Origin of the sequence: Enterobacter sp. T2 (assembly GCF_010692925.1) — a bacterium.
In the GTDB taxonomy this organism is placed as follows: Bacteria; Pseudomonadota; Gammaproteobacteria; order Enterobacterales; family Enterobacteriaceae; genus Enterobacter; species Enterobacter kobei.
This window is the reverse complement of record NZ_CP048736.1, coordinates 2,171,787-2,184,980: the sequence shown is the minus strand read 5'-3', so window position 1 is coordinate 2,184,980 and position 13,194 is coordinate 2,171,787. Positions and strand designations below refer to the sequence as shown.

At 55.0% G+C, this 13,194-nt stretch carries 13 protein-coding genes and 1 pseudogene; 5 read left to right on the top strand and 9 right to left on the bottom strand.

The features are described from left to right. Positions 1-11: 11 nt before the first annotated feature. Positions 12-788, bottom strand: coding sequence for an SDR family NAD(P)-dependent oxidoreductase (locus tag G0034_RS10550; protein ID WP_179120832.1), 777 nt, complete (start codon positions 786-788; stop codon positions 12-14). Between the two features lie 176 nt (positions 789-964). On the opposite strand from G0034_RS10550, the gene G0034_RS10545 reads away from it, so the two are divergent. The 4 genes from G0034_RS10545 (at position 965) to G0034_RS10530 (ending at position 4,276) form a co-directional block, all read left to right on the top strand. After that, entirely contained in the window at positions 965-1,879 is a 915-nt protein-coding gene (locus tag G0034_RS10545; RefSeq protein WP_179120831.1) for a LysR substrate-binding domain-containing protein, read from the top strand. Positions 1,880-2,115: 236 nt separating this feature from the next. Next, on the top strand, positions 2,116-2,460 hold the full coding sequence (locus G0034_RS10540) for a carboxymuconolactone decarboxylase family protein (protein WP_007712977.1): 345 nt from the start codon (positions 2,116-2,118) through the stop codon (positions 2,458-2,460). A 41-nt stretch (positions 2,461-2,501) separates the two neighbouring features. Next, on the top strand, positions 2,502-3,185 hold the full coding sequence (locus G0034_RS10535; protein ID WP_179120830.1) for a cupin domain-containing protein: 684 nt from the start codon (positions 2,502-2,504) through the stop codon (positions 3,183-3,185). After that, positions 3,182-4,276, top strand: a complete 1,095-nt coding sequence (locus G0034_RS10530) for a flavin monoamine oxidase family protein (RefSeq protein ID WP_179120829.1) — start codon at positions 3,182-3,184, stop codon at positions 4,274-4,276. The genes G0034_RS10535 and G0034_RS10530 overlap by 4 nt, the downstream gene beginning before the upstream one ends. A 281-nt stretch (positions 4,277-4,557) precedes the next feature. Here G0034_RS10530 and G0034_RS10525 read toward each other — a convergent pair whose 3' ends face one another. The 5 genes and pseudogenes from G0034_RS10525 to G0034_RS10505 all read right to left on the bottom strand — a co-directional run bounded on the left by G0034_RS10525 (position 4,558) and on the right by G0034_RS10505 (position 9,372). Beyond that, positions 4,558-5,544 (bottom strand): aldo/keto reductase, encoded by a 987-nt coding sequence (locus G0034_RS10525; RefSeq protein ID WP_179120828.1) that lies wholly within the window; start codon positions 5,542-5,544, stop codon positions 4,558-4,560. Between the two features lie 25 nt (positions 5,545-5,569). Beyond that, positions 5,570-6,597 (bottom strand): annotated as a pseudogene (locus G0034_RS10520) (alpha/beta hydrolase). Between the two features lie 16 nt (positions 6,598-6,613). After that, positions 6,614-7,660 (bottom strand): NAD(P)-dependent alcohol dehydrogenase, encoded by a 1,047-nt coding sequence (locus G0034_RS10515; protein WP_045325187.1) that lies wholly within the window; start codon positions 7,658-7,660, stop codon positions 6,614-6,616. Positions 7,661-7,676: 16 nt separating this feature from the next. After that, on the bottom strand, positions 7,677-8,894 hold the full coding sequence (locus G0034_RS10510; RefSeq protein ID WP_202580871.1) for an MFS transporter: 1,218 nt from the start codon (positions 8,892-8,894) through the stop codon (positions 7,677-7,679). 127 nt (positions 8,895-9,021) lie between these two features. After that, complete coding sequence (locus G0034_RS10505) at positions 9,022-9,372, bottom strand: cyclophilin-like fold protein (RefSeq protein WP_179120827.1); 351 nt, start codon at positions 9,370-9,372, stop codon at positions 9,022-9,024. 227 nt (positions 9,373-9,599) lie between these two features. Between G0034_RS10505 and G0034_RS10500 the strand changes: the two genes are divergently transcribed. Continuing rightward, positions 9,600-10,499, top strand: a complete 900-nt coding sequence (locus G0034_RS10500) for a LysR family transcriptional regulator (protein ID WP_179120826.1) — start codon at positions 9,600-9,602, stop codon at positions 10,497-10,499. A gap of 201 nt (positions 10,500-10,700) precedes the next feature. On the opposite strand, the gene G0034_RS10495 is transcribed toward G0034_RS10500, so the two are convergent. The 3 genes from G0034_RS10495 to paaX form a co-directional block, all read right to left on the bottom strand. After that, positions 10,701-11,489, bottom strand: coding sequence for a phosphotransferase family protein (locus G0034_RS10495; RefSeq protein WP_179120825.1), 789 nt, complete (start codon positions 11,487-11,489; stop codon positions 10,701-10,703). A gap of 150 nt (positions 11,490-11,639) precedes the next feature. After that, the gene (paaY, locus tag G0034_RS10490; RefSeq protein ID WP_032636682.1) at positions 11,640-12,236 is read right to left on the bottom strand and encodes a phenylacetic acid degradation protein PaaY; all 597 of its coding nucleotides are present in this window, start codon (positions 12,234-12,236) and stop codon (positions 11,640-11,642) included. A gap of 9 nt (positions 12,237-12,245) precedes the next feature. Beyond that, entirely contained in the window at positions 12,246-13,181 is a 936-nt protein-coding gene (gene paaX / locus G0034_RS10485) for a phenylacetic acid degradation operon negative regulatory protein PaaX (protein WP_014883708.1), read from the bottom strand. Positions 13,182-13,194: the final 13 nt, after the last annotated feature.

Sequence of the window (13,194 nt, the reverse complement as noted above, 5' to 3'; positions counted from 1 at the left end):
CGGCATGGCCATCAGGCGTTACGGCCAGCCATTACGCCGCCATCGATATCCCAGATAGCGCCGGTGACCCAGCCAGTCTTGTCAGAAAGCAGGAAAGCAACGGTTTCCGCGATATCGACCGGGGTACCCACGCGGCCGATCGGGTGGAAGCTGTCAAAGCTGTTCATTACGTCCTTCACGTCGTCTTTTGGAATGAAGCCTTCGTAAATCGGCGTGTGAACAACGGCCGGAGACACCGCATTCACGCGGATCCCTTTTTCACCCAGCTCAATGGCCAGGTTTTTGGTCAGCGCGTGCAGACCCGCTTTTGCCATTGAGTACGCTGAAGACGGAGTGGCACCGATGGCCTGCTGTGCCCACATGGATCCGATATTAACGATGGAGCCTTTAATGCCGGCCTCGATCATATTGCGCACCACGTCACGGGTAATAAAGAACGTCGCGCGGTTAATGTTCATGTACATGTCATAGTCTGACGCTTCATGTTCGGTGAACGGTTTCGGGAAAAATACGCCAGCAGCATTGACCAGCAGGCTGATATCCTTGTGTTCGGCATTAATGGTATTCACCACGTGCTGCATACCTTCTTCTTTCATCAGGTCGGCAACGATGATGGAAACCTGACCATCTGCAGCCAGCGCCTGGCGGGCCTGCTCGGCTTTGTCCTGGCGATTGCCAACCAGCACAACGCTGCCACCGTTTTTCAGAACCAGCTTCGCCGTTTCGAAGCCCATACCGCTTGTACCACCGACCACTAACAGTTTTTTACCGGCAAAAGATGCGTTCATCGCTAACCTCTTTGAATTCATATGGTTGTCATTGATGAAAAGCCGCGCTCCTCATCGTGTGAAATCAGAATGCCACCCGGGCCCCTGATTGACGACTGAGAAGAAATTGCGACTCAGGAAAGAAAATCTTTCTCGCTGGCGTATACTGAGGAAAATTATGAATCAGGATGACCACAATGCGATCGCTAAACCGACTTAAATGGCTGCACGCTTTTGAAGCCACCGCCAGGCATGGCAGCTTTACCGGCGCGGCTCAGGAACTGGGCGTTACGCCCGCCGCAGTAGGTCAGCTGGTACGCTCGCTGGAAGACTGGGTCGGGCACCCGCTTCTTCACCGCACCCGCTCAGGAAAAGAGCGGCTGACGCTGGTTGACGAAGCGCAGGAGGCACTCCAGGACATCACGCAGGGGCTCGACAAACTGGAAACCGGATTAAATAAGCTTCGTGGTCGCCGGTCGCGCTCGGTGGTGGTGGTGACGGCTTCTCAGGTACTGATGATGAACTGGCTGATGGACCGTCTGAACCGGTTTGCGGAATCCCATGAGAATATCGATTTGCGGCTTAACGTGACGGAAAAACTGATGGACGTGTCGCACGGCGAGGCGGATATCGGTATTCGCTGCGGCCAGGGCGACTGGCCAGGCGTGAATAAAACCTGGCTGATGGATGAGGAAGCGGTGCTGGTCTGCAGTCCCCACCTGGTGCCGTCCGGGAAAATGGCCTGCAGTGAATGGCTCGCCACGCAAAAACTCATTCACGATGACACGCCGCATCCTGGTGCGGATTTTCCTTCATGGGATGATGTACTGAGAACGGTCGGTGCCCCCGAAGCGCTGGAAAGCGGGCTACATATTAATTCCACTTCAGCTGTGATTCTGGCGGCGCTGAGTGGCAGGGGCGTGGCTATCGTGCGATACGCGCTGGTGAAAAAGCTTATCGAAACCGGACAGCTGGTCCAGCTGCATCCTGACCATCGGTGGCCGCTCAAGTGGTCTTATTATGTGGTGACCCCGCAGCAAAAAGTCATGCGTGATGATGTGAAAGTTTTCCACGACTGGCTTCTTCAGGATGTCGTCTCGGATCGTTCATAAACTGCCCACTCAGGCATTACGCTGCTCCTGCAATCATGCCGGGCGCGTAATGCTTATTCCCTGCCAAACCACGACATAGAATTTCTTCTCTGCTCCGCAAGATTATCTGATTTGTTGAAGCTGTCTGGCTTTCTGATAATCGCCCTCAACGAAAGGTAATACACAGCGCGCCTGACGTGCGTATTTTCGACGTCATGAAATGACTTTTCTGAAACTAACAACAACCGGAGTTTTCAATGTTCTTGAACTGGAATGAATATCGCAGTGGCCTGCTTGCCACCATCGGCAAATTTGCCAAACTGCAGCCAGAGTTTATGAAAGGCTTTCAGCAAATGGATAAGGGGGCGTCAGAAAACAAGCACCTCGATCCCAAAACCCATGAACTGATTGCACTTGCCGTGGCCGTCACCACCCGCTGTGACGGTTGCCTGGCTGTTCATGTGGACGCTGCGGTTAAGCACGGTGCCACGCGTGAAGAGATCGCCGAAGCGCTGGCCGTTGCCATTAACCTGAATACCGGCGCAGCGCTGACGTATACCGCGCGAGCTCTGGATGTGTACGATAATCTGCCGAACAAATAGGCCTGTAGACGGCCCCCTGCGGGGCCGTCTGGTCACTCACTATGATGTTACTGAATTCTGATTTTTCACAGCGTGCGATCGTTACTCCGGACGATTATCAGTGGATACCTTCCCCCCAGCCCGGCGTTGAGCGCGTGATGCTTGACCGGATTGGTCGCGAGCAGGCCCGCGCAACCAGCCTTGTCTGGTATGCGCCCGGATCCGAATTTCCCGCACACAGCCATCCCGGTGGAGAAGAGATTCTGGTGCTCGACGGTATTTTTACCGAAAACGGGGTCGACTATCCTGCCGGCTGGTATCTGCGCAGCCCGGATGGTTCTTCTCACCAGCCCTCAAGTCGCGACGGCACAACCATTTTCGTCAAGCTGCGCCAGATGTCTGCCGATGAGCGCCAGCCGGTCAGGATAAATACGCAGGAGGCAGCTAACTGGCACGGTCAGCCGCAAAGACAAGTCTGCCCTTTATTCTCCGGTGCTTCAGAAACCGTTCAGCTTCAGAAGCTTGCTCCGGGCGAGCGGATCTTCTGTGCACCGCTTGTTGGCGGAGCAGAGATCCTTCTTCTGCAGGGGGAACTCCATGCGCCGGAAGGTCGCTATGAGTCAGGAAGCTGGCTGCGGTTTCCGCCGGGTGATATGCCAGCTCTGATAGCCACCGCCTCTGGCGCACTTTTTTATCTGAAAACGGGACATCTCAGCCCGACAACCCTGACCGGAGCGACATTATGAAGCAGAGCGCTGTTATCATCGGTGCGGGCATAAGCGGCCTTTTTGCCGCCACGCTGCTTGAAAAAGCGGGTGTTGATTATGTGATCCTTGAGGCTCGTGACAGACCGGGCGGGCGCGTACTGTCAGGCCTGGAACTGGCGAGCACCACCGCTGGCATTCATGTCGATATGGGGGCAGCGTGGTTCTGGCCTGATATTCAACCGGACTTCGCACAACTGATCGAGCGACTTAATCTTCCGGTAATACCTCATGGCCGTCCGGGCGACATGCTCTACGAGCGCCAACTGGATTCGCCCCCCGAACGCTACCCGTCATGGGAGAGTTCCCCGGCGTCTTTCAGGCTGAAGGGAGGAATGCAGACGCTCACGGCGGCACTTAAAAGTCAGATCCCGGCAGAGAAGATTAAAACCGGCCATCGGGTGGTGGCGGTTTCCCGGGCTGGCAAGGAAGTGCAGGTCCATACCCGTTCCGAAGGCAGTAAAAAGGCCCTGTTTTCCGGTGAGCATGTCTTCCTCGCTTTGCCTCCTGCCCTGGCAGCTAAAATAGATTTCAGACCAGCGATGCCGGAACAGGTGCTGTCGAACTGGCGGAAAACTCCGACGTGGATGGCTCCCCATGCGAAATATGTCGCTGTATATAAAACAGACTTATTTCATGCACGACAGCTTTCCGGGAATGCAGGAAGCCGCGTGGGGCCAATGGTTGAGATCCACGACGTATCCGAGCCAGATTCGGGAAAAACGGCGATTTTTGGTTTCATTGGCGTACCGGCAAAATCAAGATGGACAGTCAGCGAAGCTGTTCTCAAAAGCCTTTGCCGGGAGCAGCTCGTACGCTTATTTGGGCAGGACGCGGCAGAACCCGAAGCTGAGTATATAAAAGACTGGGCGGCCGATCCGTTTACTGCGACGGAATTTGATCTCCTGCAGGAGGTCGGGCACGCAATGCCTGAGCAACTTCCCGCCTGGGTAGAATGGTCCGGCGAGATAACAGGTGTCGCCAGTGAATGGTCACCGCAGTTCTCGGGCTATCTGGCAGGCGCAATTGACTCTGCATTAACGGGCGTTCAGCGCTGGCTACAACAGAAATAACCCCGTGAAAATGGTTTGTTGCCTTTCGAACCGGAGAGGGGTTATTAAAAAACATGAGTTTCCGGTTCGATAATACGTCTGTTATTGGAAACAGCTGGCTTCTAAAACTTCCGCTTCTGGCACGGAGCGGACAAGCCAACAGCGCTGAAGGTCCGCTCAGAGCGAAAAGCGGACATCCAAGAATTGATGAAAAGTACAACATCTTCAGGTAATAAATAAATTTCGCCGAAATAATGTAATTACCGACCCGAAGGCCGGTAATTGTTAACACTGATAACCTTTTACCACGCGTAAGCTTCAGGTGCCTCTCCGCCTGGCCCCGGCCAGATGGTATCCAGCCTTTTGAGCGTATCGTCTGAAAGAGACAGCGTCAGGGCATTGAGATTCTGACGGAGCTGTTCAACTGTACGCGGACCACTGAGCACGGCGCTAACCACCGAGTTCTGCAGTAGCCAAGCCAGCGCGACGTCTGATGGTGTTTCCCCCAGCTCATCACACAGTGTTTCCCAGGCCTCCAGTTGTGGCCGCAGGCGGTTGATTTGTGCCTGCAACTGCGGTGATGCCCGGCGGCCACCGGCAATTTTCTTCAGAACACCGCCCAGCATCCCCATCCCGACCGGGCTCCAGGGGATCAGGCCAATGCCGTAATGACGCAGCGCCGGAATGACCTCCAGCTCAATCGTGCGCTGGGTCAGATTGTACAGGCTCTGTTCCGATGCCAGCCCCAGCAGGTTGCGCGCGTCAGCCTTGCACTGTGCCGTGGCAATATCCCAGCCAGCAAAGTTACTGCTGCCAACGTAGCTGATTTTACCCTCACGGATCAGCTGTTCCATGGCCTGCCAGATCTCCTCCCAGGGCGTGTTCCGGTCGATATGGTGCATCTGATAGAGATCGATATGGTCCGTTTTCAGCCTTTTCAGGCTGGCCTCACAGGCCCGGCGGATATGGTAGGCAGACAGGTATTTGTCGTTCGGCCCCGTGTCCATCGGCTGGTAAACTTTCGTGGCCAGCACTATCCGGTCACGCTGACCAATACGCGCCAGCCAGTTACCGATGATTTCTTCGGATGTTCCGTAACCCTTTGCCATATCCGGTGACTGCGGCCCGCCATAGACGTCAGCGGTATCGAAAAAGTTGATACCTGCATCCACGGCTTCATCCATGATCCTGAAGCTGGCCGACTCATCCGTCAGCTCACCGAAATTCATGGTGCCGAGACCGATGCGGCTCACCCGCAGACCGGTACGCCCCAGATGTTTGTAGTTCATGTCAAATGCTCCTTAACTGAACGTGTTATTGCAGATTTTTACGGAAAAAGTCTGTCAGCTTGTTAAACGGGATTATGTCGGTACGGTCATACAGATCGACGTGCCCTGCGCCCGGTACGACATACAGTTCTTTAGGCTGACCGGCGCGTTTGAAAGCGTCCTCGCTGAACTCTTTTGAGTGTGCCTGATCGCCGGTAATAAACAGCATCGGGCGCGGCGAGATGGTTTCAATATCGTTGAACGGATAGAAGTTCATAAACTTGCCAATACTGCTCAGCATCGGTTTCGTCGTCAGTTCTTCTTTCTGACCCTGTGGGGTGTAGCCGCCGCGTTCGGTGCGGTAGAAATCAAAGAACTCGCGCTGAATATCAGGCGTTGAAGCGTCCAGTGTATTCACGGTACCGGGAATGTAGGCCGTCTCGCCTCCCTGAAACTCTGCTAAACGCTGCTCTGTGGCTGACCGGATAAAGGCCTTTCGTTGTTCCGGCGTCTGGGAATGGTTGAGGCCGTTGCGAAATGCAGCCCCATGTCATACATGCTGACGGTGGCAATGGCTTTCATACGCGGGTCAATCTTGGCAGCACTGATAACAAAACTTCCGCTGCCGCAGATACCTAATACACCGATGCTATCCGGATCGACAAACGGCTGTGTGCTTAGATAATCAACCGCCGCGCTGAAATCATCTGTGTAGATTTCCGGTGAAATCAGGTGCCCCGGTTTGCCCTCGCTTTCTCCCCAGAAAGAGAGATCGATAGCCAGCGTGACAAACCCCTGCTCCGCCAGCTTCTGCGCATAGAGATTCGAACTCTGTTCCTTAACGGCTCCCATCGGGTGACCAACGACGATCGCCGGGTGTCGGGTATTCTGGTTCATCTTTTTCGGGATAAACAGGTTGCCGACCACGGCCATCTGATACTGGTTTTTAAAGGTGACTTTTTGCTGCGTCACCTTATCGCTTTTATAAAAATTATCGGCCCCACGGGACATATCCGCCGCAGAGGAAGCAAATGCACTGATCAACAGCCCCAGCGCTAACGTAAATTTTTTCATGATGGTCTCCTTATCATTAAGCCAGGGTGGCGTTATCAATGACAAACCGGTAATGCACATCGCCCCTGAGCATGCGCTCATAGGCATCGTTAATCTGGTCGGCGCGGATAAGCTCAATGTCGGCGACAATGCCGTGTTGGGCGCAGAAATCGAGCATCTCCTGCGTTTCAGGAATGCCGCCAATCATCGACCCGGCAATCGATCTGCGCTTCATGATGAGGCTGAACACTTCTGGCGAGCCATGCGGCGTGGCCGGCGCACCCACCAGGGTCATCGTGCCATCGCGTTTCAGCAGCGCAGTGAACACGTCGAGGTTATGCGGCGCAGCAACGGTGTTGAGGATAAAATCGAAGCTCTTTGCATGGGCTTCCATTTCGCTGGCATGACGGGAGACCACCACCTCATCTGCACCAAGCGCTCTGGCGGCGTCACGTTTGGACTCAGACGTGGTAAAGGCCACGACATGCGCGCCCATGGCGTGCGCAAGCTTGATCCCCATATGCCCCAGTCCACCGATACCGACCACGCCGACCTTTTTGCCGGGGCCCGCCTGCCAGTGACGCAGCGGTGAGTACGTTGTGATCCCCGCGCACAGCAGCGGAGCCACGGCGGCTAGTTGCGCTTCCGGGTGAGTGACGCGCAGGACATAGCGCTCATGCACCACAATCTGCTGCGAATATCCGCCCAGCGTGTGGCCCGGCGCATCCGGCGTCGGGAAATTGTATGTCCCTGTCATATGGTCGCAGTAGTTCTCCAGTCCGTCGTCACAGTCACTGCAGTGCCGGCAGCTGTCGACAATGCAGCCGACCCCCACCAGGTCCCCTGCACAAAAACCGGAGACGTGATCGCCAACGGCCACTACACGACCGACAATTTCATGTCCCGGTACGCAGGGATAGAGCGTTCCAGCCCATTCAGCGCGTACCTGGTGGATATCCGAATGGCAGACTCCGCAGTACGCGATATTAATCTGCACATCATGGGCACCGGGGGCGCGACGGGTGATATCCATCGGCTCCAGCGGCAGTGTGCCCGCATGGGCACCGTAAGCTTTAACTGTCATGGCATTACTCCTGGGTTTATGAATGGTCTGCGGCAGAAGTGTCTGCCCGCGAGGTCAGGAAGATCAGTACGGTTGCGATAATCAGCATCGCGGCGCTGGCCAGGAAGGTGCTCTGGTAGCCGTGATGGTCGAAAAGCAGGCCGCCCACCGTCGAACCGAGAGCAATGGACAGCTGCACCATCGCCACCATCAGTCCGCCGCCCGCTTCGGCATTCTGAGGGAAGGTACGCGGAACCCATGCCCACCATCCCACCGGTGCGGCTGTGGAAATCAGCCCCCACAGCCCAAGCAGCGCCGTCACGATGGCGACCTGACTGCCGAAGGCAATCAGTGCCAGCGCGGTGATGGCCATCAGTACCGGGATGGCCATCAGGGTCGGGTAGAACCCGCGTTTTAACACCCGGCCAATCAGCGTAGTGCCGATGAAACCCGCGACACCAATAACCAGCAGGACCAGGGTCACTGTTGCGTCATCCACCCGCGTCACCGTCTCAAGGAAAGGCCTGATGTAGGTAAAGAGCGTGAATTGCCCCATAAAGAAGATCCCCACACCCAGCATGCCCAGCGTGACCACCCGGCGACGAAACAGCATGAAAACGTTGCGGGAAGCCGCCGCCTGACGGGTGACCGACATGGAAGGCAGACTGAGTAATTGCCAGACAAACGCGATGATGGCAACCGGCACCAGGCAGAAGAAGGCGCCCCGCCAGCCAACAACCGATCCGAGCCAGCTGCCCAGAGGGGCAGCCACGACGGTAGCCAGAGCATTGCCGCTGTTGAAAATAGCCAGCGCCAGCGGAACACGATGCACCGGGACCAGACGCATTGCCGTCGCGGCCGACATCGACCAGAATCCGCCGACCACAATGCCAATCAGGGCCCTGCCCGCCATATAGGTCAGGTAATTGGGTGCCATCGCAATAACAGCACCGGAAATTGCCATAATGCAGGTCAGGCCGAGCAGCAGCGTTTTCCGGTTAAGCGTGCCTGCCAGCACGGAAATAAACAGGCTGGTTACCACTGCAAATGCCCCGGAAATAGCGATGCCCTGTCCGGCCATGCCTTCGGTGACACGAAGGGTCTGCGCCATCGGTGTCAGCAGGCTGACCGGCATGAATTCGGAGGCGATCAGGGCGAAGACGCACAGCGTCATGGCAAAGACACCACTCCAGTGCGCAGGCTGTTTCCCGCTTCCGGTGTTTTTTTTTCTGTTTTCGTCTGTCTTATTACTCATTCAGGGATTTCTTTTCAGTAGATAACATGAAGTCTGTGCCCCGGAGCCTTCAGCGCTGCAGGAAGAGCTGAAACGGCATACGGGGACGGGATAAGAGGGATAATCGCGGTACGGAAGGTGCTGCGGGTCAGTTGGCGACCCTGATCTGCACCGCAAGAGGTCCGTGGCGCTGCAGGACCGGCAGTCCGGAATCCACTTTCCCTAACGGGATCAGTGAACGGGCGTAAGCCCTGCCCCGGGCAAAAATCGCCAGGTTGCCCCAGGGCGCGTAGTAAGTGATATCTCCGGCTTCCGGCGTCATGCCGTCCGGTGCCTGCACCGTGGAAAGCCTGCGCGGCAGGTCGCTTATACGCTCAATATCGTCATAGTCTTCCAGCGTCAGGCTGAGGGGAAGCAAAGACGCAAAGTCCCGGCCTGTCGGCGTATCAAAGAGGGTGGCGGTGGCGGTATCTCCCTCCACAATGATCTCAATTTTCATAAGCGTCTCCTGCGCCACTCCCCGGTCGTTGTCACCCGCCATAGCGGACTGCGTGATGAAAAGCAGGCCGGCAAGGAGCAGCAGTGATGTTCTGCGGTAAGCGTTTTGCATAAGGGTTAGCGTTGACTTTTTCATCGCATTATTGTTACCAATATGCAGCGGGTTAACTAGCTAATGAATACTTAATACCCTTATAAGTAAAATTTATAAATGGACCGGAAACGAGCATGGCCAGACGCAATCTTAACGACTTACTCTCTTTCGTCACCGTGGCGCGTGAGGGCAGCTTTACGCGCGCTGCCGCCCAGCTCGGCGTGACCCAGCCCGCACTGAGCCAGGCGATTTCCGGGCTGGAAGAACGGATGCAAATCCGCCTGCTGACAAGGACCACGCGCAGTGTGTCAGTGACGGCTGCCGGGGAGCGCCTGCTGCAGTCTGTGGGACATCGTATTGATGAGATTGAAGCCGAGCTGGACATGCTGACGGCACTGCGTGATAAACCTGCCGGGACCGTCCGTATTACATGTGGACCTAATGTTCTGAAGACCACACTGCTGCCAAAGCTGACACCACTGTTACGCGAATATCCTGATATTCATATTGAGTTTGATGCCAACCACGGCTTCCGGGATATCGTTGCGGATCGTTTTGATGCCGGCGTGCGGCTCGGAGACACTATCGACAAAGATATGATAGCCGTACCCATTGGCCCGAAACTGCGCATAGCGGCTGTAGCTTCCCCTGAGTATTTCTCCCGGTGCGCCGCCCCTCAGACGCCACGCGATCTGATGCAACACTGCTGTATTAATGAGCGCATGGTTCAATCGGGGAAAATTTACGCCTGGGAGTTTGAGCAGGAAAACGGTAAATTTCACGTTCGGGTTGAAGGGCAACTGACGTTTAACACATCGGAACACGTTGTTGACGCAGCTCTTGCCGGACTGGGCATTGCCTTTTTACCTGAAGAGGAGTTCGGCACACATCTGCAGGAAGGAAAACTGATCCGCGTGCTTGAAGAATGGTGCCGTCCTTTTCCCGGCTACTATCTTTATTATCCCAGCCGTAAACAGCCTTCCCCAGCGTTTTCACTCGTTGTGGATGCGTTGCGTATTAACCGGAAAATTTAACGCTGAATTATCGGGCCAATATTTCAAGAACGGACGTAAACGTCCGCTTTTGGCACAAAGCGGACAAGATGACTAGGCTGAAGGTCTGTTGTGAGCGAGGAGCGTACAATCCACATCTTATGCCGGTCAACCTGAAGGGAATCCCACTTGTTGCAGGTGATTTCCGAGCACTCGGAATCTGGCCGACCGAAAAATGCATCATCAAAGCATTTTTGAAGTGTTATCTAACCAGGCGGGGAGATTTTCTCTGTACCAATTGAGATACAATTGAAAATCATTTTTCTGCCGTTCATGAAGCAATACAATTACCTCCGTAACAATCCATGCTTTAGCAATCGCAATTTCTTTAGCTAAATCATTAGGATTATAATTATGTGATAACCAGGTATAGCGCTCAGCAAACTCAATAAACTTTTGTTTAGAGCCCATTCCCTTTATAAGTGGGGCAAGATCAATCGCTGGGCTACCAATGCTGAATCTTTCCCAGTCAAAAAGAACGAAATCGCCGCCATCCCTTTTTCCCCAATTACCCGCATTACTGTCGCCGGAAATTAAACACTGACCACTAAACAGAACATCACTTGCCTGTTGAAAGTACCGTAACTGTTTTGCTGCTTTGTCCGATAATGCCAAAAGTAGGAGCGATTTTTCGAGGGCTGCTTCTGACCAGGTGTGATTGTGATAAATCCATGAAGGGTCAGGTCGGTAGCCATGTAAGCGGGACAAAACTGATAACACTTCATCTCCTCCAACTTCGTCCTGATCAACCTGGTGTGGGATATATTCCAGTCTTAACCGGCGTGTAATTGGATCGGCAAACAACATTCTTGGCGTGGAAATATCAGCTCGAGTGAGATGCTTGGCTGCGTGTTGATAAAAACTAAATTCGACATCACCCACAGGCAATTTTTCGATTACCTTATGACCAGTTTCATCCACCAGAAGCGTCACTTTGGCAGTGCCCATGCGGGATAAATTATCAACAGACATACATCTTGCCTTTAACATTGGTCGGTTGGTTAATTAAGTGGAGTTTGAGTTTAGCGCAACCTACGAGTCAAGCAGCCAGATCACATCTCTAAAGTAATCAAATTACGAGGTGTTGAATGTCCGCTCCTGGCACAAAGCGGACCTCCCCCCCTACACCGCCGACTTCGGCCTTAAATTCTCATCAAACGTCAGTCGCTTCCGGTCAGGCTCAACCTCGCGCAGCGGCTCGACCTGGTGCATCGTCAGCTTGCAGCGCTCCACCAGCACCTGATACTCCCGCGTGCCCTGCTGCTTCCAGGCCAGTTCCTGCTCGCTGAGCTCGCGGATCGCTTTGGCCGGACTGCCGATAATCAAATGGTTAGCGGGCATCTCCGCTTTCGCCTTCACGAACGCCGCCGCGCCGACGATGCTGTTTTCACCGATGACCGCTCCGTCCATTACCACCGCGTTCATGCCCACCAGCGCGTTACGGCGGATAATGCACCCATGGAGAATGGCACTGTGGCCGATATGCCCGTCCTCCTCCACCACCGTGTCCTGCTCCGGGAAGCCATGCATGACGCAGTTATCCTGAATGTTGGCGCCATCTTTCACCACAATGCGGCCAAAATCACCGCGCAGGCTGGCGTTAGGGCCGACATAAACGCCTTTACCCAGAATCACGTCCCCAATCAGCACCGCCGTTGGGTGGACGTAGCTCTCGTCAGGCACCACCGGCGTCAGACCGTCAATTTGATAAACAGGCATCTTCACTCCTTATGCGCTTGAAAGACCACCAAAGCGTTGATAGTAGAGCGTGCCGGGCACGGGCAGTTCGCCGACGGAGGTTTCCCCCTTCTCGCTGACAAACGCCAGCGCCCCCGGCGCGACACGCTGATAGATATTGATGCAGAGCTGTCGGGCGCTTTGTCCCGCCCAGTGCGCAGGCAGTAACTCCTCCGGCAACAGCGGGTCTTTTAGCACCACACGACGATAAAAGTGAATCAGCAGCAGCTGGATCTGGAAGCACCGTTCTGGCGTCAGCTCCTCCGGTGCGGCCTCTTTTAACAGCGGCAGAAGCGGCCGGAACGAAGTAATAAACGACTCATACATCGCGTTTTGCTCGGTTAGCTGCCAGCACTCTTCTACCCGTGAACGCAGCGCCGCGCGGGAGAGCGCCAGCGGCGAGTGGGCTTCAAAGAAAATGACGTTCTCCGCCACGCCAGCATCGTGAAGCAGAGATTGTACATCCGCCAGATGCTGCGACGGCGAGGCCATCAGGCTCGGCGCCAGCGTGCCAAACCCCTGCCAAATCAGCTGCTTTTTGACGTCGGCAAGGGTGGTTTTGTCCAGCCCTTCGGAGAGCAGTAACAGCCATTTTCCGTCCCAGGCGGGCAGTTCGGCGCGGTAAATCTTATTCTCCGCGCGACGGGTCAGGCGCAGCCCTTTATCGCTCAGGCGGTAAAAGCTGCGACGCCCGATGCGCGAGACGTCCAGCCAGCCCTCTTTGTTGAGGCGAAACAGCGCGGTGCGCACGAAGCGCTCGCCAAACCCCATGCCTTCCAGTAAGGCGGCGAGGCTGCCAAGCCAAATCTCGCCGCCGCGATGTGAAAGCGCGTCACCGTATAATGAGGAGATAAGCGACGTTCCGCTAACGGGAACCGAGCTAACCGCGTGCTGGATAAAGGCATCGAGTTTATTCATGTGATTCATTCTGTTGTTATTT